Source organism: Mesorhizobium sp. Primo-A (assembly GCF_003997175.1).
In the GTDB taxonomy this organism is placed as follows: Bacteria; Pseudomonadota; Alphaproteobacteria; order Rhizobiales; family Rhizobiaceae; genus Mesorhizobium; species Mesorhizobium ciceri.
Genome location: NZ_RZTG01000007.1, coordinates 96,867 through 122,633 on the forward strand (window position 1 = coordinate 96,867; position 25,767 = coordinate 122,633).

A 25,767-nucleotide genomic window follows, 5' to 3' on the forward strand; every position below is an offset into this window, starting at 1 on the left:
CAAGTTCGCGCCGCCCCTCATCTGCCTGCCGGCATCTTCTCCCCGTGAACGGGGAGAAGATGCTAAACCCAACGTTGGAAACCGAATGACCCAGTGGTCCGGCTATTTCGGCCTGATATTGCAGGGAGCGCTTGTCACCATCGAGCTGACGCTGATGGGGTCGGTGCTGGCGCTGATCATGGCCTTCCTCGCCGGCATGGGGCGCGTGTCGCGCTTCTTTGCGCTGCGTTGGTTGGCCACCGCCTACATCGAGTTCTTCCGCGGCACCTCGATCTTCGTGCAGTTGTTCTGGGCCTATTTCGTGCTGCCCTTCATCGGCATTTCGCTGACCCCGTTGCAGGCCGGCGTGCTGGCGCTCGGCCTCAATGTCGGCGCCTACGCCGCCGAAGTGGTGCGCGGTGCCATCCAGTCGATCGGCCGCGAACAGTATGAGGCCTGCACAGCGCTCAATCTCGGCCGCTGGCAAGGCATGCGCCACATCATCCTGCCACAGGCGCTGCTGGTGATGCTGCCGACCTTTGGCAACAATGCCATCGAATTGCTCAAGGCGACCGCCGTGGTGTCGCTGATCTCGCTCACCGACCTGACCTTCCAGGCGCAGGTGGTGCGCGCCCAGACCGGCAACACCCTGGTGCCGTTCACCACCATCCTGATCATCTATTTCATCCTCGCCCTGCTCATCTCGTGGGGCGTGCGCTCGCTGGAACGACGCATGGCGCGCGGCCTCGACGGGGTGCGTGCCTGATGGCCAACTCCCTTCTGATAAATTGGGCCTACTGATGGAATGGGATTGGAATTTCGTCTGGGAAATCATGCCAACGCTGATCCAGGGCGTGAAGATCACCATCCTGGCGACGCTGCTCGGCTCGGTGCTGGCGGCGATCGTCGGGCTTGGCATTGCGCTGGCGCGCCGCTCGCCCAACAAGGCGTTGTCGCGCACGGTCGGCTGGGCGGCTGAATTCATCCGCGGCACGCCGCTGCTGGTGCAGCTCTATTTCATCTTCTACGTGCTGCCCGACATCGGCATCCTGCTGCCGCCGCTGGTCGCCGGTGTCATCGGGCTCGGGCTGCATTACGGCACCTATACGGCCGAGGTCTATCGTGCCGGCATCGACAATGTGCCGCGCGGCCAATGGGAGGCCGCCAAGGCGTGCAATTTGAGCGCCAGTCAGACCTGGACCCACATCATCATTCCGCAGGCTATCCCACCGATGATTCCGGCGCTCGCCAATTACTTTATCGCCATGTTCAAGGAAACGCCGCTGCTGTCGGCGATCACCGTGCTGGAACTGATGAACCAGGCCAAAAGCGTCGCCAACACCTACTATCGCTATATCGAGCCGATCACCCTGGTCGGTGCTTTCTTCCTGGTCATCAGTCTGTTTTCGGTCGTGTTGCTGCGCTGGCTGGAACGCCGCTACGGCAAGATCGAGAGGTAACCGATGAAACCCTTGCCCGAGATCAAGGTGTATCCAAAACGGCCGGCACTGGATGCGCGTCCGCTGGAGCGGCGCATCGGCCTGATCATCCTGGCCACCGACCACACCAGCGAACCGGATTTCCGCCGCATGGTGGCGAGCGAACGCGTCGGCGTCTATGTCGCGCGCATTCCCTATGCCAACCCGACGACGCCCGAAAACCTGCGCAAGATGCAGCCGGCGCTGACGGCGGGCGCGGCCCTGATCCTGCCGGATGAGCCACTCGATGCCGTCTGCTATTCCTGCACTTCGGCCTCGGTGGTGATCGGCGATGCCGAGATCGAGGCGGCGATCCAGGTCGCAAAGCCCGGCGTGCCGGTAATCACCCCGCCGATGGCGGGCGTGCGCGGGCTGCGTGCGCTGGGCGCAAGCAAGATCAGCATCCTCACTCCCTACACGGTCGAGACATCCAGGCCGATGGCCGCCTATTTCGCGGCGCACGGCTTCGAGATCGCCAGCTTCACCTGCCTCGGTTTCGAGGACGACCGCGAGATGGCGCGCATCGCACCGGCGGCCCTCGTCGAACTGGCGCGTGAGGCGACCGACACCAGCGCCGATGCGCTGTTCGTCTCCTGCACGGCGCTGCGTAGCGCCCTCGCGGTCACCGGAATGGAAAAAACTATTGGACGTCCCGTGGTGACCAGCAACCAGGCGACCGCCTGGAATTGTCTGCGGCTGTGCGGAGATGACACGCCGCGTCCCGAATTCGGCCGTCTGATGACGCAGCCATTTGCCGCCTGATTGATGATCATGACACAGGTCACTCTTGAGCACATTCGCGCCGCGCATGAGCGCATTGCCGGCAAGGTCGAGCGCACGCCGACCGTGCTGTCCCAAAGTCTTTCCGAAGGGCTGGGCGTCCCCGTCCACCTCAAGCTCGAACACCGGCAGACCACCGGCAGCTTCAAGCTGCGCGGCGCCTCGAATGCCGTCGCTTCGCTCAGCACCGCGGAGAAGGCGCGTGGCGTGGTCGCGGCCTCGACCGGCAACCACGGCCGCGCGCTGGCGCATGCGGCGAAGCTTGAGGGCATGCGCGCGGTGATCTGCATGTCGCGGCTGGTGCCTGAAAACAAGCTCGACGAGATCCGCCGGCTGGGCGCGGAGGTTCGCATTATCGGCAACAGTCAGGACGATGCCCAGCAGGAGGTCGATCGGCTGGTGGCGCAAGAGGGGCTGGTTATGCTGCCGCCCTTCGACCATCCCGACATTGTCGCCGGGCAAGGCACGCTCGGGCTTGAGATGATCGAACAGGTCCCGGATGCTGCCCTCGTCCTGGTGCAGTTGTCGGGTGGCGGGCTCGCCTCAGGCGTTGCCGCGGCCATCAAAGGCGTCAGCCCCGGCACAAAGATCATCGGTGTCTCGATGGCTCGTGGCGCGGCGATGAAGGCCAGCCTCGATGCCGGCCGCCCGGTGCTGGTGGAGGAATTGCCGACGCTGGCGGATTCGCTCGGCGGCGGCATCGGCCTCGACAACCGGCTGACCTTCGCCATGTGCCGCGACCTGCTCGATGGTATCGTCCTGCTTAGCGAGGACGAGATCGCCGCCGGCATCCGTCACGCCTATGCGCGCGAACGCGAAATCGTCGAGGGCGCCGGCGCGGTCGGCATCGCCGCGCTGCTCGCCGGCAAGGTCAGGTCGGACGGGCCGGTGGTCGTGCTTCTCTCCGGCCGCAACATCGATATGGACGCGCACCGCAGGATCGTCTGCGGCGAGGCGCCATCGCTCAAGGAGCACGCCGCATGAGCCGGATGACGATCCTCACCGAACAAGAATTGCGCGCGATCGTGACACTCGATCTCGATGCAGTCGCCTGCGTCGAAAACGCCTTCCGTGCGCTTGCCACCCTGCCGGTGGCGATGCCGCCGATCCTGCGGCTCGACATTCCCGAGCATCGCGGCGAGGTCGACGTGAAGACCGCCTACGTGCCTGATATCGACGGTTTCGCCATCAAGATCAGCCCCGGCTTCTTCGACAATCCGAAGCTCGGCCTGCCCAGCGTCAACGGCATGATGGTGCTGCTGTCGTCCAAAACCGGGCTGGTCGAAGCACTGCTGCTCGACAACGGCTATCTCACGGATATCCGAACCGCTGCTGCCGGCGCCGTCGCCGCCAAACATCTGTCGCGGCAGGACTCGTCAGTTGCCGCGATCTTCGGCGCCGGCGTCCAGGCCGGGTTGCAATTGGAAGCCCTGATGCTGGTGCGGCCGATTTCCGAGGCGCGCATCTGGGCGCGCGATGTGGCAAAGGCCGAGGCAACCGCCGGAGCCCTGCGCGAAAAGCTCGGCATTCTCGTGCATGCCGAGCCCGACGCGGCAAACGCAGTTGTCGGCGCCGACATCATCGTCACCACCACGCCTTCGACCGAGCCGCTGATCAAGGCGGGTTTCGTTTCCGCCGGCCAGCACATCACGGCGATGGGCTCCGACGCCGAGCACAAGAACGAGATCGCGCCGGCAATCCTGCGCATGGCCGACCTCTATGTCGCCGACAGCGCCCGTCAGACGCGGCGGCTGGGTGAGCTGCATCACGCCATCGCGGCGGGCGTGATGGCCGCTGACGAAGAGGTGACCGAACTTGGCCAGATCATCGCCGGTAAACGGCATGGTCGGCGCTCGGCCAGCGACATCACCATCGCCGATCTGACCGGCACCGGCGTTCAGGATACGGCGATAGCTACGTTCGCCCGCGATCGGGCGCGGGTGGCCGGTTCCGGGGCCATTTTCGAAAGCTGATGCTGGCCAAGGCGTGATCCGGAAAAATGGGAACCGGTTTTCCGAAAGATCACGCCCAAACAAGAACGACGGGCCGGTTTCAACGAAGTTGAAACAGGCTCAAGGCCCAACAAACGAGGACCAAGAACAATGCAACCGAACCTGAGATTCTCGCGCGGCGAATATGCGGATCGCCTCGCCAAGACACGCAAAGCCATGGAGGTGAAGGGCGTCGATCTTCTTGTTATCAGCGACCCGTCCAACATGGCCTGGCTGACCGGCTATGACGGCTGGTCGTTCTACGTGCATCAGGCGGTTATCGTGCCGCCATCGGGCGAGCCGGTCTGGTACGGCCGTGGCCAGGACGCCAACGGTGCCAAGCGCACTGCCTATCTCGCGCATGACAACATCGTCGGCTATGCCGATCACTATGTGCAGTCGACCGAGCGCCACCCGATGGATTTTTTGGCCAGCGTGCTTGCGGATCGCGGCTGGGGCAAGCTGACAGTCGGCGTTGAGATGGACAATTACTGGTTCTCGGCCGCCGCCTTCGCATCGCTGCAGAAGCATTTGCCCAATGCCCGCTTTGTCGATGCCACCGCGCTGGTCAACTGGCAGCGCGCGGTGAAGAGCTCGACCGAGATCGACTATATGCGCAAGGCGGCTCGCATCGTCGAGGCGATGCACCAGCGCATCTTCGACAAGATCGAGGTCGGCATGCGCAAATGCGATCTCGTTGCCGAAATCTATGATGCCGGCACGCGCGGCGTCGACGGCATCGGCGGCGACTATCCGGCGATCGTGCCGCTGCTGCCGTCGGGTGCCGATGCCTCGGCGCCGCATCTGACTTGGGACGACAGACCGATGAAGCGGGACGAGGGCACCTTCTTCGAGATCGCCGGCTGCTACAACCGCTATCACTGCCCGCTGTCGCGCACCGTCTTCCTCGGCAAGCCGACGCAGGAATTCCTCGATGCCGAGAAGGCGACGCTGGAAGGCATGGAAGCGGGGCTGGCCGCGGCCAAACCCGGCAACGCCTGTGAGGACATCGCCAACGCCTTCTTCGCCGTGCTGAAGAAGTATGGCATCGTCAAGGACAACCGCACCGGCTATTCGATCGGACTGTCCTATCCGCCGGACTGGGGCGAGCGCACGATGAGCTTGCGTCCCGGCGACCGCACCGAACTCAAGCCCGGCATGACCTTCCATTTCATGACCGGCCTGTGGCTGGAAACGATGGGACTGGAGATCACCGAGTCCATCCTGATCACCGAAACCGGTGTGGAGTGCCTGGCCAATGTGCCGCGTAAGCTGGTGGTGAAGGATTGAGCCCGATGTCGAATCTACGCTCATCACCGGTCGCGCCGACCGTCGATTTCGACCGCGACGGCGTCCAGCACGGCTTCCTGCGCTTGCCCTACAGCCGCGACGATTCCGCGTGGGGCTCGGTGATGATCCCGATCTGCGTCATCCGCAACGGCAACGGACCGGCAGCTCTGCTGTCCGGCGCCAACCATGGCGACGAATATGAGGGGCCGCTGGCCCTCTACGATCTCGCCAGGACCCTCGATCCCAGGCAAGTCAGCGGCACGGTGATCATCGTGCCGGCAATGAACTATCCGGCCTTCCGCGCCGGCACGCGCACCTCGCCGATCGACAAGGGCAACATGAACCGCAGCTTTCCCGGCCGGCCGGACGGAACGGTGACCGAAAAGATCGCCGATTACTTTCAACGTGAGCTGCTGCCTCGCGCCGACATCGTGTTCGACTTCCACTCCGGCGGCAAGACGCTGGACTTCGTGCCGTTCTGCGCGGCGCACACTTTGCCCGACAAGGCGCTGGAACAGAAAGCCTTTGACGCGGTCGCGGCCTTTGCCGCTCCGTTCTCGATGCGCATGATCGAGATCGACGCCGTTGGCATGTACGACACGGCAGCCGAGGAGATGGGCAAGGTCTTCGTCAGCACCGAACTTGGCGGCGGCGGCACGTCGCGCGCGCAAACCGTGCGGATCGCGAGGCGCGGCATTCTCAACGTGCTGCGTCATGCCGGCATTGTAGATGGTGCGGTCGAGAAGACTCGAACCCAGTGGCTCGACATGCCGTCGGGCGATTGTTTCTCGTTCGCCGAAGACGACGGCATGATCGAAACCATGGTCGATCTCGGTGAGCCCGTCAAAGAAGGCTCGGTGCTGGCGCGCATTCATTCCACCGGCCGCACCGGCGTCGCTCCGCAGGAGATCCGGGCAAAAATGTCGGGCATGCTTGCGGCGCGGCATTTCCCCGGGCTGGTTAAGGCCGGCGACTGCGCGGCGGTGGTGGCTGTGCACGTCTGAGCGGCTCCGCCGGGGCCTGCTCCACCCGGTTCGGGTCCATCGTCACTTGTTCTGCGTCCGTCGCGGAGCCCTTCGGCGCGGCGGAAAGAAGCAGGATAGCGGGCGGAGTCGACATTGCAGGAGGATGTCACTATATAGCGGCGGCTTCGACCCGCGCGCCCGAGGGCAGCACCTCGAAGCAACTGTGAATGTGTAGTGTTTTGCGCCATCTATTGTGACGGAAATCGGCTCGGAAACCGGAAAAAAGCAAATAGAAACAGTGGCGCAGCGCTGGGTGTGACCCAGCCAACGGTACCGACCCCTCCAGAATCAGAAAATGCCCTTGACCCCTCGATTTCCTATGGCTCTGTGGACCTTGGACGGCATTGGCTTGCCGGCTGACCGCGACTCGGCTGGAATGGGGACATGCATCCTTTGCGGGATGTCGACGTTTATGATTACCAACCGGCTTTGCCGCCAGGGAACAGCAGTATGAGCGAACACGCCATCGAATTCTTGCGGGGATGGATCGGCGAAAAGGTCCATTGCCAATCCTCCCAGGCAAGGATCGACAAGCAGGCCGAAACCTTGGCCAAGGAGTGCGCCGCCGAGGCGGCCGAGGTCGGCATTCCGCTGGAGGATATCCAGGAAGAAGTCGGCGATATCCAGGAACTTATCGCATCCCGGCTTGAGGAAGCGGCCGAGGCCGAAGAAAGCCAGCAGGCCCCCAGAAAAGCCGCGGAATGATCAAAGCCGCCGAATGATCGCATAGCGGCGACATTGTTGCAGCGCGGGCTTCTGGCCCGCGTTTTTGTCTTCAGCCAAAGGTCTCCTTCAGCCACGTCTTCGGCAGCGCCGGCACGAAATTCCCGTCCCGTCCGGTCATATCGTCATTGGCAACCAGCGCGTTGAGGATTGCTTCCTCTACGGTCTGGATCACCGCATCGAAAAACGGATCGATGTCGGTATCGGGAATAAAATCGGCACTGGCGATGCGGCCGGATGGCGCCCGCGCGGCGCTCGCATTGGCGGTCGAGAAGGCGATGAAAATGTCGCCTGAACTGTGATACCCGAAGCCTCCGGTCATGGCGACGCCAAGCGGCACCCGTCGGGCCAGCCGCTTCATCTGATGCGGCAGGAACGGTGCGTCGGTGGCGATGACGGCGATGATCGAACCCTTTTCGGCGCGCGGTGTGCCTTCGCGGACAGCCGGTTCGACGAGTTGCGGCCCGGCGCGCAGGCCGCGAATGGTTATATTGCGCCGTTTGCCAAAATTGGACTGCACGAAGGCGCCGACCGTATAGGCACGGCCGTGCCATTCGACGATGCGCGATGCCGTGCCGGAGCCGGCCTTGAAGCCGAAGGTGATCATGCCGGTGCCGCCGCCGACGCTGCCTTCCTCGATCGGTCCGCCGGCGGCACCGTCGAGGGCCTGCGCAACATGCTCCGACGTCAAATGGTGGCCGTTGATGTCGTTGAGGAAGCCGTCATAGGTCTCCGCCGCCACCGGCAGTCCCCAGCCGCTGTCGAGCGCCGCCGGCAGCACGCTTTGCATCCAGCGCAGCGTGCCGTCGCGGGAAACACCGCAGGAATGCGTGTTGGTGATGGTGATCGGGAAGTTGAAAGCGCCGGTTTCCTCGACGATGTGCGAGCCGGTCAGTTCGCCGTTTCCGTTCTGGCTGAAGATCCCGGCGAAGACCGGGTTGGCGAGGTCGGCAAGCGGCCTGGGCAGGATCGCGGTCACGCCGGTGCGCACCGGTCCCTTGCCGACGACAAGCGCGCCATCGCCCGAGATCAGCGTCGCATAGCCGACCGCGACGCCGGGCACATCGGTGATCGCGTTGAACGGTCCAGGCCGTCCGTCGAAGCCGATGCCGAAATTTCGCGCGCGCGGTTTGCCTGAGGGCGTTGCCAGATGATGCGGATTGTCGGTCATGGTGTCAGAATAGGGATCCCTGATTGCCAGGCTCTTTGGCCTTGGCCGCCGGCTTGGCCACGGCTTTCGGTTTTGCCGTGCCGCTGATTGCCACCGCATCGGCGGTCCCGTCGGCGAACTCGAGCGAAAGCGCCATTCCCGACGCCACGTCGGCAGCCTGCTTGACGACGGTGCCATCCGCATCTCTCACCAGCGCAAAGCCGCGGGCCAGGACGGCCTTGTGCGACAGCGACGCCATCAACCTGTCGGCCTGGACGATGCGGCCGCGCAGGCGCTCCAGCCTGAGCACCACTGCTTGCGTGCCGCGTCTTGTCAAAGCTGTCAGCAAATCCCTCTGCACGCGTTGCCGCCGTGCCGTCGGCTCGATCGTGATGCGGCCTTGCAGCATGGCCAGTTGCTGCTTGTGCCGCTGCAGCGATGCCCTGGCACATTTTGGCAATTGATCCGCCGCCCGGTTAAGCTCCGCACGCCGGGCTCTTGCCATCGCACGCAGTGCCCCTTGTGCTCGCAAAAGATTGCGTTCGTTGGTGCGCCGGGCCTCTGCAATGCGCTGCGACAGCATTGCCGGTGTCAGTTTCACGGCAAAAAACCTTGCACGCTTGCGTTCGGTGGAGACCAACAGGCCCCGGCCCAGCCTGGATGTCGCCTCATCGAGGCGCCGGCGCGGCAGCGCCAGCAATTGATCGGGCGAGGGCAGAGCCCGGGCGGCGGCACGGGCGGCCTGCCGCTTGCGCTCGAAATTGCGCAGCACCGCCGCTTTCAGCCGCGCACCGAGGCTGGCAAGCGTTGCTTCGAGGTCGGCCTTCACCGGCACGGCGATTTCGGCCGCGCCTGTCGGTGTCGGCGCTCGCACGTCGGCAACGAGGTCGATCAGCGTCCAATCGGTCTCGTGGCCGACAGCCGAGATCACCGGAATGCCGGAAGCGGCAACCGCGCGGGCGAGCGCCTCGTCGTTGAACCCCCAGAGGTCTTCGAGGCTGCCGCCGCCACGCGCAACGATCAACAGATCGGGCCGCTGGATGGCGCCATCCCATGCCAGCGCGTTGAAGCCGTTGACCGCGGCAGTCACTTCCGCGCCTGACGTCTCGCCTTGCACGCGCACCGGCCAGACCAGGACATGCAGCGGAAAGCGGTCCTTGATGCGGTGGATGATGTCGCGGATGACGGACCCTGTCGGCGAGGTGACGACGCCGATGACGCACGGCATGAACGGCAGCAGCCGCTTGCGACCGGTGTCGAACAGCCCCTCGGCCTGCAGCCGCCGCTTGCGCTCCTCCAGCAGCGCCATCAGGGCGCCGGCGCCAGCCGGCTCCAGATTGTCGATGACGATCTGGTAGTTGGATTTGCCGGGATAGGTGGTGAGCTTGCCGGTGGCGATCACCTCCATGCCCTCTTCGGGACGGAACTTCAGCCGGCTCATCGTGCCTTTCCACACCACGGCGTCGAGCCGCGCGCGGTCGTCCTTCAGCGCGAAATAGGCATGACCTGAGGAATGCGGCCCGCGATAGCCTGATATCTCGCCACGCACCCGCACATTGCCGAAAACGTCCTCGACCGTGCGCTTCAGCGCGCCGGAAATCTCGCTCACCGTATATTCGGCGGCGTTGGTGCGTGATTCGGATGCTACTTCGCTCATCCGTCGATTGGGGAACGGTTGGGCGCCCGCGTCAAGGCGGTTGCGTCGGGCCAGCCGTTCATAACCCGCACACCTGGCCCTGCCTACCAGCCGGGCAGGATCTGGTTCGGCTTGGTTCGCCGCAGCTTGGTGAAGGCGAGCGCTGCGAAATCGAACGTTCCGGGGTCTTCGCCGACCGGCACCGAGATGTTGTCCAGGCTTTCCGAAATATGGCGGGCGAGCGCATCGACGATCTCCGGCCGCGACGTCTGGCCGCGCATGATGCCGATGCGGCAATCGGGCAGGGCGCCGAAGCCGTCGGCTTCGCCCAGCACCCGCATACCGGGTCTGAGCGCGCATTCCGGCAGCACCGAGATTGCCAGCCCGGAAAGCACCGCGGCGGTGATGACGGTGGCCGAGAAACTGGTGAACAGGATACGATAGTCGCGGTTCTGCTGGTCGAGCACATCGACGGCGGCGCGCCGCCAGATGCAGTTCGGCCGGCCGAAGGCCATCGGCAGCGTTTCCTGCTCATGCGTGGCATGATTGGCCGAGGTGACCCACAGCAGCGGTTCGCGCCGCACCACCTCCGACTGGCCGCGTACGTCGTTGTGCGTCACCAGCGCGAGGTCGAGATTGCCGCGCTTGATATGCTCGACCAGCCCCGGCGTCGGCTCGCAGATGACGGTGAGTTCGACGCGCGGATTGGAGCGGGTGAACCGTGCCATGATCTCGGGCAGGAAACGATCGGCGTAGTCGTCGGGCGTGCCGATGCGGATCGTGCCTTCGAGCCGCCGGTCGTCGAAGGCCGCCAGGGTCTCGCGGTTGAGATAGAGCAGCCGCCGCGCATAGGAGAGCAGCTTGTCGCCTTCCTCGGTCAGCCTGTTGGTGCGTCCGTCCTTTTCGAACAGCGGCTTGCCCAGCCGCTCCTCCAGCCGGCGCATCTGCATCGACACCGCCGACTGGGTCCGGTGCACCTCTTCGGCTGCTCGCGTGAAGCTGCCGGTGTCGGCAATCGAGATGAAGGTCTGCAACTGATCGAGATCGAGCGGCGATTTCATCGATATGATCCATCACTGGTGTTGATGGTAAAGATTAGAAACATTCGTTGGATTAATCAATCGGCCGATGGCAAATTGGCATTGTCCACATGAAGGCATGTGAATCGAAGCCGGAACGGCCGCTGTCGCCAGCGCCGATCGCAAGGCTTTGCCCGTTCGAGTCTGAAGGAGACCGACAATGACCACGTTCGATTTCGCCACCGAGACCCCGCGCATCACCTCGCGTCCGGCCGTTGCGACGCGCGTGGCCAACACCGTCTCCAACATCTACCGCGCCTGGAAAAACCGCCGCGCCTTTTATCGCCTTGGCGAGATGTCGGACGCCGAACTCGCCGATATCGGCCTGACGCGCGCCGACCTGCATGTCGCTATCGACGTGCCGTTTGGCCGCGACCCGACGGCGATGCTGCGCGAGATCGCCAGTGATCGCATCGAAACGATCGAGGATTTCGCTCGCAAGGTGGCCTGATCGGTTGCTTGTTGTTTAGGTTGCCGTGAACCTTTTCAGGGTTCGACGCGACTGACGAGTATGCAGGCTCCCACTCCCTGCCGGATCCCCCCGGCCCGCCTGCACTCTGCCCGGTCCTCCCAGGACCGGGCTTTTCTCTTTCTACCTCAGCGAAGACCGCCTACCGCCGGTCCATGTCCCGCTTAAACTGGTCGAAGATTGTCTCCACGCCCTTCTGGTAGTCATCACGCTGCTGGGCGCCGGTTTCGAACATCTTGCCGAACAGGTCGTCGAACGGGTTTTTCGGCCGGCCGCTCGGATTGGCCTGTGGCTGCGGTGCCTGACGTTGCGGGGGCGCTTGAGGCTGTTGCGGCGCCGGCTGTCCGCCGGGGATGCCGCCTAAGCCACCGCCACCTTGCCGCAGCATCTCCTCGAAGATTTTCCCCAGCGGATTGTCTCCGTAGGGGCTTTGCGTCTGCTGGGGCTGCGGCTGCGCCCGCCCCTGCGGCTGCGGCTGAGGCGCGCCACCGCCGAACATGTCCTGCAGCACCTTGCCGAGCGGATTGTCGCCGTAGGGATTGGGTGCCGGCTGCGTCTGGCTTTGCGGCTGTGGCTGAGCCGCGCCGCCGCCGAACATGTCCTGCAACACCTTGCCGAGCGGGTTGTCCATCGGGTTCTGGGGCGGCGGCGCCTGGCGCGGCTGCGGCGCCGGGGCCTGCATGCCGCCGCCTTGCCGCATCATCTGCTCGATGATCTCGCCGAGCGGATTGTTGCCGCCGCCGCCAAAACCGCCGGCGGCCTGCATCTGGTTTGCCGTCTGCTTGAACAGCCCGCCCATGACCATCGAGGCGATCGCCGGCAGCATCTGCTGCAGGATCTGCTGATTGACGCCGCTGGCTTGCGCCGCCTGGCTGGCCACGGCGCGAGACAGATCCTTCGAACCGAACAGGTGCCCGAGAATGCCGTTGCCCTCATCGACGCCTTGCGGCGAGAAGGCCCGGGTTGCGTCCTCGAAATACTTGGCGTGCTGGCCGCTGGCCATCGCCGTCATGAAGGCGCCGAGCCCATAGGGGTCGGCGGTGTTGCGTTGCAGCCCCTGCGAAAAGGCCGGCAGCAATGCGGCAACCGCCGCTTGCGTCTGCTGCATTGAAAGCCCGTATTGCTGGGCAAGGGCCTGCATGCCATTGCCGTTCTGGGCCTGCGTCAGCATGTCGAACAAGGTGGGCATCGGCGTCTCCTCCGGAAATCCTCGCCGAAGAAGCCTAGTTTGTTTCCACTTCCGATTGAAGCGACTTTTGCCGGCCGGTCAGCTTTGCCAAATCCGAGGGTTAATAGGCGTATTCCATGAAAACCGGCTCGATCGAGCCGCCCCAGCGCGTGTGGTAGGCCGACAGCATCTCCTCGGCGCTGGTGGTGCCCCGCGCCACCACTTCGTCCAACGTGTTGAGGAAGGAGGTCTCGTCGTAGCCGTCGCGGTTCTTCTTGCCACGGTTCTTCAGTCCCATGCGGGAAATGACCATCACGTCACGCGCGATCTCGCGCAGCGTGGTGTTGCGGAAGGGTGCGGAGATGCCTTGTTCCGGCACGGCATTGCGCATCGCCAGCGTTTCTTCATACGTCCAGCTCGAGGTCAGCGCCTCGGCGGCATCGAGTGCGGCCTCATCATAAAGCAATCCGACCCAGAAGGCCGGCAGCGCGCAAATGCGCCGCCATGGCCCGCCATCGGCGCCGCGCATCTCGAGGAAGCGCTTCAGCCGCACATCCGGGAACAGCGTTGACAGATGGTTCGCCCAGTCGCCCATTGTCGGCAGCCCGTCCGGCACTTCATTGCGCGCGGCCCCGGCCATGAACTGGCGGAAGGTGATGTGGGTCATGTCGTGATAGCGACCGTCGCGGATGACGAAATACATCGGCACGTCGAGCGCCCATTCGACATAGTCGGCGAAACCGAAATCGGGCGAGAAGCAGAATTCGAGCAGGCCCGAGCGCTGGTTGTCGGTGTCACGCCAAATGTCGCCGCGCCAGCTCTGCAAGCCGTTCGGGTGGCTTTCGGTGAAAGGCGAATTGGCGAACAAGGCCGTCGACAGCGGCTGCAGCTTCAACGACACCTGCATCTTGCGGCGCATGTCGGCCTCGCTCTCGAAGTCGAGATTCACCTGGATCGTGCAGGTGCGGTACATCATGTCGAGGCCCTTGGTGCCGACCTTGGGCATGTAGCGCGTCATGATCTCGTAGCGCGATTTCGGCATTTTCGGCGTCTCGGCAAGCGACCATTTCGGGCTGCCGCCGAGGCCGAGGAAGCGGATGCCCATCGGCTCGGCGATCTCGCGCACCTGCGCCAGATGGGCGTTGCCCTCGCGGCAGGTCTGGTGGATCGTCTCCAGCGGTGCGCCGGAAAGCTCGAACTGGCCGCCGGGTTCCAGCGAAATCGCACCCTGGCCGGTCGGTTCGACCAGGCCGATGATGCGGCCGTCATCGACGATCGGGTCCCAGCCGAGCTTTTCCTGCATGCCTTCGAGGATGGCGCGGATGCCGCGCTCGCCGCCATAGGGGACCGGTGCATTGCCGTCGACATAGAAGGGGAATTTCTCGTGCTCGGTGCCGATGCGCCATTTGTCGCGCGGCTTGTTGCCTTCGGCCAGGTGCTCGACGAGTTCGTCGACACCTTCGATCGGGCGGAAATCGGTCGTATCGCGCGCCATGATGGTACCCTCAGAGGCGGCCGGATGACCGCCGGCGGTAAATGGACGAAATGTCAGCAGACGATCAAGCGAAAAATCCTGAGCCACAGGTCAACAGGAATTGAACGTTGCTGGAACTCTGCGTCCCTTGCAAGGGATGACGTCTCACCAGTCTCCGACCGTTGCCTGCATCACCGCGAATGCGGCCACCGCCGCCGTATCGGCGCGCAGGATACGCGGGCCGAGCGGAATGGCGGTGACGAAGGGCAGGGCGCGCAGCATCTTGCGCTCGTCGTCGGAAAAGCCACCCTCCGGCCCGACCAGCAGCCCAAGCTTCTTTTCCTTGACCGCCTGCAGCGCGGCCAGCGGATTGTTGGTCGAAGCATCCTCGTCGCAGAAGATCAGCCGTCGCTCTGTGTCCCAGCCGGTCAACAGGCGGTCGAATTTTTCGGCTTCGCGCACCTGAGGCACCGCCAGGATGCCGCATTGCTCGGCGGCTTCGACGACATTGGCGCGCAGGCGATCGATCGACGGCTTGGCCACTTGCGTGTGCTGGGTAATGACCGGCTGCAGGATGCCGGCGCCCATCTCGACCGCCTTCTGCACGAGATAATCGAGCCGGCCCTGCTTCAGCGGCGCAAAGCAGTAGACGAGATCGGGCAGAGGCGGCTGCGGCCGCTGCAGCGCCGACACCTTCAGCCGCACCGCCCTTTTCGTCTTCGCCGATATGGCCGCCGACCACTCGCCGTCGCGGCCATTGAACACCAGGATTTCGGCGCCTTCGCCAAGCCGCAGCACATGCAGGAGATAGTGGCTCTGCTGTTGGCCGGCCTCGAATTCGATGTCCGGCGCGAGATCGTCGGTCACGAACAGACGTTGCATTTTGTAATTGGCGCGCATCGCCGAGGAATGAGCGAGCCGGCCGCCGGCGTCAAGCCTCGGCGGTCGGATGCCACACCGGCCGAAAGCCGTGCCGCAGCACGCAGAGCGTCGTGGCCGGCGTCAGTAGCGAGAGTGTCTTGCTTTTGAGCATGTCGAAATCGTTGGGGTGCTCATATCCCGCAAAGGACCAGCGCAGTGCCTTGCCGCTACGCAGGGCATAAACAGTGCCGCCATCCGCAACCACGACGCCGTCCGGCAGGCCGGCAAGGTCTTCAACCGCAATCACCGGCGGCTTGCCGCCTGACGCCAGCCGCTCCTTGTGCAGCCGCTTGTCGACCATCGGCGCGCGCGGTTCGGCGATGCCGAAGGCTTCGCCGAAGCGGCCGACGAAATCCCTGGCCCGTTCGCGCTGGCAAAAGAAGCAGGGGCGATGCCCGGCCGCCAGTGCGGTCACCTCGTCGAGGAAGAACAGCTCGGTCCAGCCCGCTTTACCGCCCTTCCTGTTGCGGCCCATCGGTTCGCGCCGCACATTTCGGAATTGGCAGACGCAGATGATCCAGGCTTGAAGCGCCCAGCGCTTTTTCTTGAGCGTCTTCGTCTCGGGGTCGTGGATGATGCCGCGATTGCCGGTGAACATGCCGCGATCGGGCACGGCATGGATGGCGCCGAACGGATCGACCCGGTTCTGCAGTGGCATAGTTTTCTCTCCGGACACGCATCTTGGCTGCAATGCGAGCGGCATGATATCGCTCGTCGCAGCTTTTTCATGTCAGCAGGGTTTTGCGATGCGGGTGCTGGTGGTCCAGAACTACGACAATACCGGCCTCGGCCAGGTCGGCGCAGCACTTGCGGAAGCGGGCGCCGATCTCGACCTGCGTCTCCCTTACAGGGGCGATCCCCTGCCGGATGACGCGGCCGGGCATGATGCCATGGTGGTGCTCGGCGGGGGCCAGAATGCGCTGGCCGACGATGAGTATCCCTATTTCCCGGCACTGCTCGAACTGACCCGCGACTTTGCCGACAAGGATCGCGCCGTGCTCGGCATCTGCCTGGGCAGCCAGCTCGTCGCTCGTGCCTTTGGTGGCGAGAACCGTATCGGCGGCGCCAATGAGTTCGGTTGGCACGGCGTGTCGCTGACGCCTGACGCCAAGGCCGATCCGGTTCTGGGCGCTCTACCGGCAAAGTTCCCGATCTTCCAATGGCACGACGACACCTTCGTGTTGCCCGAAAACGCCGTACGGCTTGCCGGCAACGAGGTCGCCGAGAACCAGGCGTTTCGCGTCGGCCGAGCCGTGTACGGTTTCCAGTTTCATTTCGAGGCCGACCGGCCGATGGTCAAGGACTGGAGCGCGTCCTTTGCCCCGACCATCGCTGCGCGCCATCCCGACTGGGCCGGCAAGCTCGATGGCGAAATGGCCCGCAACGGGCCCGATGCGGATGCCGCTGGCCTCGCCATTGCCCGGGCCTGGGTAGCGACCATCTGAGCGTTGGTCTCTCCGTACCCTCCAGCGTGACATAATTGGCACGCGGCGGTGAAACCGCCTGGGGAAAACGGTTTCATTCTTGGCTTGTGTCCGCCCGCCATCCTAGAAGGCGCGCGCTCTGCATCTTCTGTGCAACGGCTATGAACCTTTTGTGTGACCCGCGCGACACACCGTTGATACAGAACATGCCTAGAAGCGCAAAATCGTCGAAACTTTGAAGCGAATTCTCCGTTTCAACGCATTGGTAACCGCCTGGTGCACAGATGCAGAAAGCTCAACAAGAGATGACCTCCGTGAAAGCAGCGCTTCTGTCCTTTGCCATGTTGTCCGCCATCGTGCTGTGCGGTCTCGGCATCTATGCCGCCGACGCAGCCAACAACCACAACGCCGTCGACGGTTACGGCGTCACCGCCTCGCTGCGCTAAAGCGGGAAGCGTCTTTCGCGTCCTCCGACGCGCGGCGCTCAAGCTTCCTTAATCGTCATTGTCAGGATGCGTTTGTCCGCGCCGTCGATGACGAGCGCGCTCAGCATGCCTGATTGCCAGGCAAGCGTGTCGACATTGACGCGGTTTGCCATCACTTCCGCCTCCGGCACCGGCGTGTGGCCGTGCACCACGATCTTCGGATAGAGGTCGGGGTGGTTGTGGAAGACGTCGCGGATCCAGATCAGATCCTGCGGGTTTTGCTTCTCCAGAGGAATGCCCGGCCTGATGCCGGCATGGCAGAAGAAGAAGTCCCCGAAAGTCACGGAAAACGGCAGCGATCGCAGGAAGTCGATGTGGCTTTGCGGCACGGCCTCGACCAGTGCCTGATGTCCTCTGCGCACGGCCGATTCGGCCTTGCCGAACCACACGCTTGTGCCTTCACTGATCGTTACGCCGTAAGACTGTGCCGTCTGGATGCCGCCGAACCGGATGAAAAGCCCTTCCGGGTCAGGGGTCTTGAGAAAATCGAGAAAGCCGATGTCGTGGTTGCCGGCCAGCATCAGGTGACGAGGGTCTCGCTCTTGCGCTTCGATCAGGAAATCGATGACGCCCTTCGAGTCCGGCCCGCGGTCGACATAGTCGCCAAGATGGATGACGCGCCAGTCGGCAGGCGCCTCCTGCTCGATCTCGGCCCTGATGCGCAGATGCATGGCGGCCAGCAGGTCGAGCCGGCCGTGGACGTCGCCGATCGCATAGAGACGGATGCCGTCCGGCCCATGCGCGTCGAGAAAATGGATGCCGGATTCTGCCAACTTTTCGGTGTCTCCGTGGTCAGGCGGTCACGGGACCTGGCGCCGGAGCTGGTCCTTGCCCATGTCGGTGACAAGACGCTTTCCGCACAGCGCCAGCGTGATGTCCATCTCCTTGCGGATGATTTCCAACGCCTTGGTAACCCCTTCCTTGCCAAGCGCCCCCAGGCCGTAAAGAAACGGCCGGCCGATATAGGTTCCCTTGGCACCGAGGCAAAGCGCCTTCAGGACATCCTGGCCGGAGCGGATGCCGCCATCCATATGCACTTCGATCGTGTCGCCGACCGCGTCGGCAATCTCTTCCAGCACGCCGATCGACGACGACGCACCATCGAGCTGGCGCCCGCCATGGTTGGAAACGATGATCGCGTCGGCGCCGGTCTTGGCCGCCATCAGCGCGTCCTCCTTGTCGAGAATGCCCTTGAGGATCAGCTTGCCGCCCCAGCGCTCCTTGATCCAGGCGACGTCCTTCCACGACAGATGCAGGTCGAACTGCTCCGTCGTCCACGATGCCAGCGAGGCCATGTTGCCGACGCCCTTGGCGTGGCCGACAATGTTGCGGAAGGTCCGCCGCTTGGTGCCGGCCATGGCGGCGCACCAGCGCGGGCGGATGGCCATGTCGACGATGTTGGTCAGCGTCAGCTTGGGTGGCGCCGAAAGCCCGTTGCGGATGTCCTTGTGACGCTGACCGAGAATCTGCAGGTCGAGCGTCAGCACGAGCGCCGAGCATTTCGCCGCCTTTGCCCTGTCGATCAGGTTGAGCACGAAATCCTTGTCACGCAGCACATAGAGCTGAAACCAGAACGGCTTCGTGGTAACCGAGGCGACATCCTCGATCGAGCAGATGCTCATCGTCGACAAGGTAAACGGCACGCCGAATTCCTCCGCCGCCTGCGCCGCCAGCATCTCGCCATTGGCGTGCTGCATGCCGGTCATGCCGGTTGGCGCCAATGCCACCGGCATAGACACTTTTTCGCCGATCATCGTCGATGCCAGCGAACGGTTGTCCATGTCGACGAGGACGCGCTGGCGGAACTTGATCTTCTGGAAATCCTCCTCGTTGGCCCGATACGTGCTTTCGGTCCACGAACCGGAATCGGCATAGTCGAAGAACATCTTCGGCACACGCCGGCGTGCGAGGTCCTTGAGGTCGGCGATGGTCAGGATCTGGCTCATGGGCTTCCCGTTTCGATAGCTAGGAGCGTTTGCGTGCTGGTTCTGTATCGGTGGCGTCAACGCGCTGTTTCAACCTCAGCCGCGAGACGCGCTGCCAGTCGCCGCTGCGCTCGGCCTCCGCCATCGACCGTTCGACATAGGTGATGTGGTCCATCGCCGCCTGGCGGGCGGTGGCCGGGTCGCCGGCCTTCACCGCCGCATGGATCGCCCGGTGCTGCGCGAGCAGGGCGTCGCGCGCGCCGGGTACGGTGAACACCAGCAGCCGGTTCTGGAACACGCCCTCCGACAGCAGCCGATAACAGGAGCGCAGCGTGTGCAAAAGGATGATGTTGTGTGCGCATTCGCAGATCGCGTGGTGGAACTCGACGTCGATCTCGGCCTCGTCGTCGAAGTCGCCGGTCCGGTGCGCATCGTCCATGCGTGCCATGATCTTGTCGAGCAGCGCCATGTCGTCTGGGGTGGCGCGCCGTGCCGCATATTCAGCCGCAACCCCTTCGATCTCGCGGCGGTATTCCAGATAGTCGGTCACTGCCTTGCGGTGCATCGAGATCAGGTCCGTCACCGGTTTGGTGAAGAGCTGGCCGATGACATCGGCGACATGCGTGCCGCCGCCGGGCCTTGTCGTCAAAAGGCCGCGTCCTTCCAGTGCCTTCAGGGCGTCACGCAGGATCGGCCGCGATACGTCGAACTGGCGTGCAAGCTCGCGCTCGCCCGGCAGCCGGTCGCCGGTGCGCAGCACGCCTTCGAGGATGAGGCTCTCGATCTGCTGCACCACCTCGTCGGCGGTGCGCGAATGCTCGATCCTGGAAAAAATGTCGCTCAACAGAATGCCTGGAAGGTGAACCGGTGCCGCAGAATAGAGCCTGCCTCGCCAACTGGTCAAATTATTTATCCAATTGACAAAAAGCAGGCCGATTTCCCGCCCGATCCCGTGATCTTCGGCTAACTTTGCCGTTTGCGTCGTCAGGCCATTGGCACTAGAGGGACGCGAGTGCAAGCGGGTTCAAGGAAACCCCCGGGGAACAAGCCGTGTCAGACGACCCGTCCGATCTCGAATTCCAGCCGCGCGCCAAGGGCAGCGTCATGGGCTTTCCCGCGCATGAGGGCCGGCCCGGCGCACTCGGCGAGGTTCATGCCCGGCCGCATCCGCTGATCGAAAAGCCACGCGTCCTGATGCAACTCGCCTTCATGACGGAGGGCGGCTCCGGCGTCGACCACGCGGTGCTTTCCGAACTGTCGCGGCGCCTCGGCATCGCCGCGCCCGACCGCCAGGCCCGCCACCATGCCATGAAATGGGGCAAGGGCTCGCTGCGCTGGGAGCGGCACACCGAATTCTCGACCTATTTGTGGGAAGGGCCGCTTTCCGAAAGCGGCAGGACGCAGGAGGACTCACCCTTCGGCAACGGGTTTTCCCCGCCGGGAACCTGCATCTCCGGCATCAGGCTCGAAATCCGCAAATGGACGCAAGCAAGCGAGCAACTGATAGCCGGTTTCGATCCGACCAGCCTGTGCTACTCGCTGGTCGAGCGCGGAAACGCCGCCATCGTCACCGATTTTCGCCAGGATGGCGATGGCCTGACGCGCATGCTGCTGCTCGATCGCGGCTTGACCCCGGCGCGCACCGGCGCGTTGTCACAGCGGCTTATCGACATCGAGACCTATCGGACGCTGGCCATGCTCGGCCTGCCGCTGGCGTTGACCTTGTCCGGCCGCGCCCGCCGCATCGAAGACCGGCTGGCGCAGACCACGCTGGAAATGAAGGTCGCCGGGACACGGGACAGCCAGACCTTGCTGGCCGATCTGACCGAACTTGCGGCGGAGCTGGAGGCGGACGCGGCGTCGAGCCTTTACCGTTTCGGCGCCAGCCGCGCCTATGACGGCATCGTCGGCGAACGGCTGGACGCACTCGAGGAAGAGGCTGTGCCCGGCTATGACACATGGCGCGGGTTCCTGCAGCGCCGTGTGGCGCCCGCAATGCGCACCTGCCGCTCGGTCGAGGAGCGGCAGGAAAATCTATCGCGAAAACTGACCCGCGCCACGACGCTGCTGCGCACCTGGGTCGATGTCGAGGTCGAGAAGCAGAACCGCGACCTGCTTGCCTCGATGAACAACCGGGCCCGCCTGCAATTGCGCCTGCAGCAGACCGTCGAGGGGCTCTCGGTCGCCGCCGTCTCCTATTATGTGGTCGGCCTTGTCGGCTATGTCGCCAAGGGCGCCTCGATCTTCGGCCATGCCTTCGCGCCGGAGATCATTACCGCTGCTTCGGTGCCTGTCGCCATCCTGCTGGTCTGGTGGGGCGTGCGCCGCGTGCGCCGGATGCACTCCGAACCCGGCAAGCCGCCCGGCGAATAGCAGCGGCAGATTGCCGCTGCGTAAGCCTGTCTCCGCCTTGAAGTTGGATTCGCCGCCATTACAGGATTTGCACCCAACGCGCTTCACTGGTAAAAGATTTTGACCAGTCAAGCGAAATGAGGCTGCTGATGTCCGGCCTGGCCATGCCGAAACCAGACGATGCCACGATGCGCCGGCGCGACGAGATCGTCGCCGACATGCGCATCATCGTGCCGGGTGAGGGCGTCGTCGACGCCGCCAATTCCATGCGCGCCTTCGAGAGCGACGGCTTGACCGCCTATCGGCAGCTGCCGCTGGTCGTCGTGCTGCCGCAAACGGTGGCGCAGGTTTCGCGCGTGCTGAAATACTGCAACGACCGCAACATCCGCGTCGTGCCGCGCGGCTCCGGCACCTCGCTGTCGGGCGGGGCGCTGCCGCTCGAGGACGCGGTGCTGCTGGTCATGAGCCGTTTCAACCGTATCCTCGGGATCGATTTTCCCAATCGCGTCGTCGTTGCCCAGCCGGGCGTCACCAATCTCGGCATCACCACCGCCGTCGAGCAGGAGGGCTTTTACTACGCCCCCGATCCATCCTCCCAGATCGCCTGCTCGATCGGCGGCAATGTCGCGGAGAATTCCGGCGGCGTGCACTGCCTGAAATACGGCCTCACAGCCAACAATGTGCTCGGCATCGAGATGGTGCTGATGAATGGCGAGGTGGTGCGGCTGGGCGGCAGTCACCTCGATGCGGAAGGCTACGACCTGCTCGGCGTCATGACCGGGTCCGAAGGGCTGCTCGGCGTCGTCACCGAGGTCACCGTGCGCATCCTGAAGAAGCCGGAGACGGCACGTGCACTGCTGATCGGCTTCCCGACCAGCGAGCAGGGCGGCCAGTGCGTTGCCGACATCATCGGCGCCGGCATCATCCCGGGCGGCATGGAGATGATGGACCGGCCGGCGATCCATGCGGCGGAAGATTTCGTTCATGCCGGCTATCCCCTCGATGTCGAGGCGCTGCTGATCGTCGAGCTCGACGGGCCGGGCGTCGAGGTCGATCATCTGATCGGGCTGGTCGAGGCGATCGCCTACAAGAACGGCTCGACCACCTGCCGCATTTCGCAGTCCGAACAGGAACGGCTGAGCTTCTGGGCCGGCCGCAAGGCGGCGTTTCCGGCCGTCGGCCGCATCTCGCCCGACTACTACTGCATGGACGGCACCATCCCGCGCAAGGAGCTGCCGCGCGTGCTCGCCGGCATGCGCGAGCTGTCGGAAAAATACGGTCTCGGCGTCGCCAATGTCTTTCATGCCGGTGACGGCAATCTGCATCCGCTGATCCTCTACGACGCCAACGTACCGGGCGAACTCGACAAGGCCGAAAGTTTCGGCGCCGATATATTGCGGCTCTGCGTCAAGGTCGGCGGCGTCTTGACCGGCGAACACGGTGTGGGCGTGGAAAAACGCGACCTGATGCCGGAAATGTTCACCCAGATCGATCTCGACCAGCAGATGCGCGTCAAATGTGCCTTCGATCCCAACCATCTGCTCAACCCGGGAAAAGTATTTCCGCAGCTGCGGCGATGCGCCGAGCTTGGGCGGATGCATGTGCACCGCGGGCAGGTGGCGTTTCCGGACATTCCGAGGTTTTGAGGGTGATGACGGCGCGTGAACACCCCCCTCTGTCCTGCCGGACATCTCCCCCTCAAGGGGGGAGATTGGCAGCTTGCGCGCCTCGCCCTTCCGTCATCATTGAAGATTGGCGAAGCCATATGCGACATCTGATCTCCCCCCTTGAGGGGGAGATGTCCGGCAGGACAGAGGGGGGCGCCAGGGAACTCGGCATATCCGAACTCGCATCTGGCGCGGTCTCTTCATGACCACCTTCACCCCGACCACCCCATCCGAAGTCCTCTCCACCATAGCCTGGGCCGTGGCGGAAGAGGCGCCGCTCGAACTCCTTGGCCATGGCTCCAAGCGTGGCATCGGCCGGCCGCTGCAAACCGAACACACGCTCGACCTGTCGAAATTATCTGACGTCACGCTCTATGAACCGGCTGAACTGGTGCTGTCGGCCAAGGCAGGCACACCGTTGGCCGAGATCGAAAAACTGCTGGCGGAAAACGGCCAGCAGCTCGCTTTCGAGCCGATGGATTACGGCCCGCTGCTTGGTGGCGAACCGGGCAAAGGTACGATCGGCGGTGTGCTCGGCGCTAACCTCTCCGGTCCGCGCCGGCTCAAGGCGGGGGCCGCGCGCGACCATGTCCTGGGCATCAATGTGGTGTCCGGTCGTGGCGAGGCCTTCAAGTCGGGCGGTCGCGTGGTCAAGAACGTCACCGGCTATGACATGTCGAAGCTGATGGCCAACAGCTGGGGCACGCTGGCCGTCTTCACCGACGTCACCTTCAAGGTGCTGCCGGCAGCCGAGACCGAAGTCACGCTCGCCATCCGTAGCCTGCTCGACGATGCCGCGGCCGCCGCCATGGCCCTGGCGCTTGGCTCGAGTGCTGAAGTGTCGAGTGCCGCCCACCTGCCGGAGCGGATCGCCGCGCGCGTCGCCAGCGGCAGTCTCGGCAGCGAGGCTGCCACGCTGCTGCGCGTCGAGGGTTTCGGCCCGTCGGTCGCCTACCGCATCGCCGCGCTGAAAACGCTGCTCGGCAATGCCGGCCCGCTGGAGGAGATTGGCGGCGAGGTTTCACGGCTGATCTGGCGCGACGTTCGCGATTGCAGGCCTTTCGCCGACGGCAGCGAGAAGCCGGTCTGGCGCATCTCGATGACGCCTTCTCAGAGCCACCAGATGGTCCTGACGCTGCGCATGCAGGCCGCCGTCAGCGCCTTTTATGACTGGCAGGGCGGACTGGTTTGGCTGCGCATGGAACAGGGCGATCCGGAAGCCGCTCTGCTGCGCGGGCTGTTGAGGAAACATGGCGGCGGCCATGCGACGCTGGTGCGCGCCGCACCCTCGCATCGCGCCGCTCTACCGGTGTTCGAGCCGCAGCCGCCCGCTCTTGCTGCACTATCGGTCCGCCTGAAACAGGAATTCGACCCCAAGAATATCTTCAATCCCGGCCGCATGGCCTAGGACATCAGCGATGCAGACCAATTTTTCGCTTGCCCAGCTTGCCGATCCGCATGTCGCGGAATCGGAAAAGATCCTGCGCAAATGCGTGCATTGCGGCTTCTGCACCGCGACGTGCCCGACCTATGTGACACTCGGCAACGAGCTCGATTCACCGCGCGGGCGCATCTACCTGATCAAGGACATGCTGGAAAAAGGCCGTCCGGCCGACAAGCAGATCGTCACCCATATCGATCGCTGCCTGTCGTGCCTTGCCTGCATGAGCACCTGCCCGTCGGGCGTCAACTACATGCATCTGGTCGACCATGCCCGCGCCCATATCCAGGAGACCTACAAGCGGCCACTGCTCGACCGCCTGACCCGCGCCATGCTGGCCTTCGTACTGCCCTATCCCCAGCGCTTTCGCGCCGCGCTCAAGCTGGCGAAGCTGGGCAAGCCGTTCATAGGCTTGTTCGACAAGGTTCCGGCGCTGAAGCCGCTCAGTGCGATGCTCAAGCTTGCGCCGGCGTCGATCCCGGCAGCTTCGCCGATAGGCTCGCCGGGCATCCATGTCGGGCAGGGGACCAAAAGAGGTCGTGTCGCCATCCTCACCGGCTGCGCGCAATCGGTGCTCGATCCCGCCATCAACGAGGCGACGATTTCGCTGCTGACGCGGCTCGGCGTCGAGGTCTTGGTGCCGCCGGGCGAAGGCTGTTGTGGTGCGCTGGTCCATCATATGGGGCGCGAACAGGCCGCGCTTGCCTCGGCGAGGCAGAATGTCGACGCCTGGACACGCGCCCTCGACCAGGGCGGGCTCGATGCCATCGTCATCACCGCCTCGGGCTGCGGCACGACGATCAAGGACTACGGTTTCATGCTGCGGCTCGACCCGGCCTATGCCGACAAGGCCGCACGCGTCTCGGCACTGGCCAAGGACGTTACCGAATATCTCTCGACCCTCGACCTGCCCGAACCGGTTCGCAAGCCGGGCACTGTCGTTGCCTATCACTCGGCCTGCTCGATGCAGCACGGCCAGAAGATCACCCGCCAGCCGAAAGAACTGCTGGCCAAGGCCGGCTTCATCGTGCGCGAGCCGCGCGAAGGGCATCTCTGCTGCGGCTCTGCCGGCACCTACAACATCCTGCAGCCCGAGATCTCGGCCAAACTGCGCGACCGCAAGGTGAAAAACATCGAGGCGACGGGGGCCTCGATCGTCGCCACCGGCAACATAGGCTGCATCACGCAAATCGCTTCCGCCGCGAAGATGCCGGTGGTGCACACGATAAAGCTGCTCGACTGGGCCTATGGTGGGCCGAAGCCGGAAGGTGTTCTGGAAGAAAGCCTGATCGCTGCGGAATAGGTCGCCC

General features: G+C 64.1%; 25 protein-coding genes. 15 read left to right on the top strand and 10 right to left on the bottom strand.

The genetic code is table 11. The features are described 5' to 3' along the window. Positions 1-85 precede the first annotated feature (85 nt). From ehuC to EOC83_RS14485, 8 genes are all read left to right on the top strand, one after another. The gene (gene ehuC / locus EOC83_RS14450) at positions 86-745 is read left to right on the top strand and encodes an ectoine/hydroxyectoine ABC transporter permease subunit EhuC (RefSeq protein WP_013530328.1); all 660 of its coding nucleotides are present in this window, start codon (positions 86-88) and stop codon (positions 743-745) included. 34 nt (positions 746-779) lie between these two features. Continuing rightward, the gene (ehuD, locus tag EOC83_RS14455) at positions 780-1,439 is read left to right on the top strand and encodes an ectoine/hydroxyectoine ABC transporter permease subunit EhuD (protein ID WP_013530329.1); all 660 of its coding nucleotides are present in this window, start codon (positions 780-782) and stop codon (positions 1,437-1,439) included. A gap of 3 nt (positions 1,440-1,442) precedes the next feature. Next, positions 1,443-2,219 (top strand): ectoine utilization protein EutA, encoded by a 777-nt coding sequence (gene eutA, locus EOC83_RS14460; RefSeq protein WP_063170120.1) that lies wholly within the window; start codon positions 1,443-1,445, stop codon positions 2,217-2,219. Positions 2,220-2,228: 9 nt separating this feature from the next. Beyond that, entirely contained in the window at positions 2,229-3,221 is a 993-nt protein-coding gene (eutB, locus tag EOC83_RS14465; protein WP_164745816.1) for a hydroxyectoine utilization dehydratase EutB, read from the top strand. After that, positions 3,218-4,210 carry an ectoine utilization protein EutC gene (gene eutC / locus EOC83_RS14470; RefSeq protein WP_063170121.1) on the top strand — a complete coding sequence of 331 codons (993 nt, stop codon included), beginning with the start codon at positions 3,218-3,220 and terminating at the stop codon, positions 4,208-4,210. Before eutB ends, eutC begins: the two co-directional genes overlap by 4 nt. A 129-nt stretch (positions 4,211-4,339) precedes the next feature. Further along, on the top strand, positions 4,340-5,518 hold the full coding sequence (doeA, locus tag EOC83_RS14475) for an ectoine hydrolase DoeA (RefSeq protein WP_063170122.1): 1,179 nt from the start codon (positions 4,340-4,342) through the stop codon (positions 5,516-5,518). A gap of 5 nt (positions 5,519-5,523) precedes the next feature. Then, complete coding sequence (gene doeB / locus EOC83_RS14480) at positions 5,524-6,522, top strand: N(2)-acetyl-L-2,4-diaminobutanoate deacetylase DoeB (protein ID WP_024502317.1); 999 nt, start codon at positions 5,524-5,526, stop codon at positions 6,520-6,522. A gap of 414 nt (positions 6,523-6,936) precedes the next feature. Next, entirely contained in the window at positions 6,937-7,248 is a 312-nt protein-coding gene (locus EOC83_RS14485) for a hypothetical protein (protein ID WP_224675447.1), read from the top strand. 70 nt (positions 7,249-7,318) lie between these two features. On the opposite strand, the gene EOC83_RS14490 is transcribed toward EOC83_RS14485, so the two are convergent. The 3 genes from EOC83_RS14490 to EOC83_RS14500 all read right to left on the bottom strand — a co-directional run bounded on the left by EOC83_RS14490 (position 7,319) and on the right by EOC83_RS14500 (position 11,113). Then, a complete protein-coding gene (locus tag EOC83_RS14490; RefSeq protein WP_063170123.1) occupies positions 7,319-8,437 on the bottom strand; it encodes a P1 family peptidase in 1,119 nt (372 codons plus the stop codon). A gap of 4 nt (positions 8,438-8,441) precedes the next feature. Beyond that, complete coding sequence (gene xseA / locus EOC83_RS14495) at positions 8,442-10,073, bottom strand: exodeoxyribonuclease VII large subunit (protein WP_063170124.1); 1,632 nt, start codon at positions 10,071-10,073, stop codon at positions 8,442-8,444. An 83-nt stretch (positions 10,074-10,156) separates the two neighbouring features. Then, positions 10,157-11,113, bottom strand: a complete 957-nt coding sequence (locus tag EOC83_RS14500) for a LysR substrate-binding domain-containing protein (RefSeq protein ID WP_063170125.1) — start codon at positions 11,111-11,113, stop codon at positions 10,157-10,159. A gap of 178 nt (positions 11,114-11,291) precedes the next feature. On the opposite strand from EOC83_RS14500, the gene EOC83_RS14505 reads away from it, so the two are divergent. Continuing rightward, complete coding sequence (locus tag EOC83_RS14505; protein ID WP_063170126.1) at positions 11,292-11,582, top strand: DUF1127 domain-containing protein; 291 nt, start codon at positions 11,292-11,294, stop codon at positions 11,580-11,582. A gap of 160 nt (positions 11,583-11,742) precedes the next feature. Here the strand turns inward: EOC83_RS14505 and EOC83_RS14510 are convergent, their stop codons facing one another. From EOC83_RS14510 to EOC83_RS14525, 4 genes are all read right to left on the bottom strand, one after another. Beyond that, the gene (locus EOC83_RS14510; RefSeq protein WP_024502320.1) at positions 11,743-12,789 is read right to left on the bottom strand and encodes a DUF937 domain-containing protein; all 1,047 of its coding nucleotides are present in this window, start codon (positions 12,787-12,789) and stop codon (positions 11,743-11,745) included. Between the two features lie 100 nt (positions 12,790-12,889). Beyond that, positions 12,890-14,263 (bottom strand): glutamate--cysteine ligase, encoded by a 1,374-nt coding sequence (locus tag EOC83_RS14515; protein ID WP_063170127.1) that lies wholly within the window; start codon positions 14,261-14,263, stop codon positions 12,890-12,892. A gap of 144 nt (positions 14,264-14,407) precedes the next feature. Further along, a complete protein-coding gene (locus EOC83_RS14520) occupies positions 14,408-15,142 on the bottom strand; it encodes a 16S rRNA (uracil(1498)-N(3))-methyltransferase (RefSeq protein ID WP_013530342.1) in 735 nt (244 codons plus the stop codon). A gap of 31 nt (positions 15,143-15,173) precedes the next feature. After that, positions 15,174-15,821 carry a hypothetical protein gene (locus EOC83_RS14525; RefSeq protein WP_063170128.1) on the bottom strand — a complete coding sequence of 216 codons (648 nt, stop codon included), beginning with the start codon at positions 15,819-15,821 and terminating at the stop codon, positions 15,174-15,176. A gap of 88 nt (positions 15,822-15,909) precedes the next feature. On the opposite strand from EOC83_RS14525, the gene EOC83_RS14530 reads away from it, so the two are divergent. Continuing rightward, positions 15,910-16,608 (top strand): type 1 glutamine amidotransferase, encoded by a 699-nt coding sequence (locus EOC83_RS14530; protein WP_063170470.1) that lies wholly within the window; start codon positions 15,910-15,912, stop codon positions 16,606-16,608. Between the two features lie 293 nt (positions 16,609-16,901). Then, the gene (locus tag EOC83_RS33570) at positions 16,902-17,033 is read left to right on the top strand and encodes a hypothetical protein (RefSeq protein ID WP_013893872.1); all 132 of its coding nucleotides are present in this window, start codon (positions 16,902-16,904) and stop codon (positions 17,031-17,033) included. A gap of 38 nt (positions 17,034-17,071) precedes the next feature. On the opposite strand, the gene EOC83_RS14540 is transcribed toward EOC83_RS33570, so the two are convergent. The 3 genes from EOC83_RS14540 to EOC83_RS14550 are packed head-to-tail and all read right to left on the bottom strand — an operon-like array spanning position 17,072 to position 19,841. After that, positions 17,072-17,845, bottom strand: coding sequence for a metallophosphoesterase (locus EOC83_RS14540; RefSeq protein WP_063170129.1), 774 nt, complete (start codon positions 17,843-17,845; stop codon positions 17,072-17,074). Between the two features lie 27 nt (positions 17,846-17,872). Next, positions 17,873-19,018 (bottom strand): alpha-hydroxy acid oxidase, encoded by a 1,146-nt coding sequence (locus tag EOC83_RS14545; protein WP_013530347.1) that lies wholly within the window; start codon positions 19,016-19,018, stop codon positions 17,873-17,875. Positions 19,019-19,037: 19 nt separating this feature from the next. Further along, entirely contained in the window at positions 19,038-19,841 is an 804-nt protein-coding gene (locus tag EOC83_RS14550; protein WP_032808722.1) for an FCD domain-containing protein, read from the bottom strand. 206 nt (positions 19,842-20,047) lie between these two features. Here EOC83_RS14550 and EOC83_RS14555 point away from each other — a divergent pair, with 206 nt between their 5' ends. The 4 genes from EOC83_RS14555 to glcF all read left to right on the top strand — a co-directional run bounded on the left by EOC83_RS14555 (position 20,048) and on the right by glcF (position 25,760). Beyond that, the gene (locus EOC83_RS14555; protein WP_013530349.1) at positions 20,048-21,370 is read left to right on the top strand and encodes a DUF3422 family protein; all 1,323 of its coding nucleotides are present in this window, start codon (positions 20,048-20,050) and stop codon (positions 21,368-21,370) included. Between the two features lie 128 nt (positions 21,371-21,498). Next, a complete protein-coding gene (locus tag EOC83_RS14560) occupies positions 21,499-22,995 on the top strand; it encodes an FAD-linked oxidase C-terminal domain-containing protein (protein WP_013530350.1) in 1,497 nt (498 codons plus the stop codon). 223 nt (positions 22,996-23,218) lie between these two features. Beyond that, positions 23,219-24,424, top strand: a complete 1,206-nt coding sequence (locus tag EOC83_RS14570; protein WP_024502329.1) for an FAD-binding protein — start codon at positions 23,219-23,221, stop codon at positions 24,422-24,424. 10 nt (positions 24,425-24,434) lie between these two features. Then, positions 24,435-25,760, top strand: coding sequence for a glycolate oxidase subunit GlcF (glcF, locus tag EOC83_RS14575; protein ID WP_063170130.1), 1,326 nt, complete (start codon positions 24,435-24,437; stop codon positions 25,758-25,760). The last annotated feature ends 7 nt before the right edge of the window (positions 25,761-25,767 follow it).

What these genes read in the sequence shown, in the direction of transcription:
- ehuC (WP_013530328.1), top strand. Translation starts at nt 86, where the DNA reads ATGACCCAGTGGTCCGGCTATTTCGGCCTGATATTGCAGGGAGCGCTT.
- ehuD (WP_013530329.1), top strand. Translation starts at nt 780, where the DNA reads ATGGAATGGGATTGGAATTTCGTCTGGGAAATCATGCCAACGCTGATC.
- eutA (WP_063170120.1), top strand. Translation starts at nt 1,443, where the DNA reads ATGAAACCCTTGCCCGAGATCAAGGTGTATCCAAAACGGCCGGCACTG.
- eutB (WP_164745816.1), top strand. Translation starts at nt 2,229, where the DNA reads ATGACACAGGTCACTCTTGAGCACATTCGCGCCGCGCATGAGCGCATT.
- eutC (WP_063170121.1), top strand. Translation starts at nt 3,218, where the DNA reads ATGAGCCGGATGACGATCCTCACCGAACAAGAATTGCGCGCGATCGTG.
- doeA (WP_063170122.1), top strand. Translation starts at nt 4,340, where the DNA reads ATGCAACCGAACCTGAGATTCTCGCGCGGCGAATATGCGGATCGCCTC.
- doeB (WP_024502317.1), top strand. Translation starts at nt 5,524, where the DNA reads ATGTCGAATCTACGCTCATCACCGGTCGCGCCGACCGTCGATTTCGAC.
- EOC83_RS14490 (WP_063170123.1), bottom strand. Translation starts at nt 8,437, where the DNA reads ATGACCGACAATCCGCATCATCTGGCAACGCCCTCAGGCAAACCGCGC.
- xseA (WP_063170124.1), bottom strand. Translation starts at nt 10,073, where the DNA reads ATGAGCGAAGTAGCATCCGAATCACGCACCAACGCCGCCGAATATACG.
- EOC83_RS14500 (WP_063170125.1), bottom strand. Translation starts at nt 11,113, where the DNA reads ATGAAATCGCCGCTCGATCTCGATCAGTTGCAGACCTTCATCTCGATT.
- EOC83_RS14505 (WP_063170126.1), top strand. Translation starts at nt 11,292, where the DNA reads ATGACCACGTTCGATTTCGCCACCGAGACCCCGCGCATCACCTCGCGT.
- EOC83_RS14510 (WP_024502320.1), bottom strand. Translation starts at nt 12,789, where the DNA reads ATGCCCACCTTGTTCGACATGCTGACGCAGGCCCAGAACGGCAATGGC.
- EOC83_RS14515 (WP_063170127.1), bottom strand. Translation starts at nt 14,263, where the DNA reads ATGGCGCGCGATACGACCGATTTCCGCCCGATCGAAGGTGTCGACGAA.
- EOC83_RS14520 (WP_013530342.1), bottom strand. Translation starts at nt 15,142, where the DNA reads ATGCGCGCCAATTACAAAATGCAACGTCTGTTCGTGACCGACGATCTC.
- EOC83_RS14525 (WP_063170128.1), bottom strand. Translation starts at nt 15,821, where the DNA reads ATGCCACTGCAGAACCGGGTCGATCCGTTCGGCGCCATCCATGCCGTG.
- EOC83_RS14530 (WP_063170470.1), top strand. Translation starts at nt 15,910, where the DNA reads ATGCGGGTGCTGGTGGTCCAGAACTACGACAATACCGGCCTCGGCCAG.
- EOC83_RS14545 (WP_013530347.1), bottom strand. Translation starts at nt 19,018, where the DNA reads ATGAGCCAGATCCTGACCATCGCCGACCTCAAGGACCTCGCACGCCGG.
- EOC83_RS14560 (WP_013530350.1), top strand. Translation starts at nt 21,499, where the DNA reads ATGTCCGGCCTGGCCATGCCGAAACCAGACGATGCCACGATGCGCCGG.
- EOC83_RS14570 (WP_024502329.1), top strand. Translation starts at nt 23,219, where the DNA reads ATGACCACCTTCACCCCGACCACCCCATCCGAAGTCCTCTCCACCATA.
- glcF (WP_063170130.1), top strand. Translation starts at nt 24,435, where the DNA reads ATGCAGACCAATTTTTCGCTTGCCCAGCTTGCCGATCCGCATGTCGCG.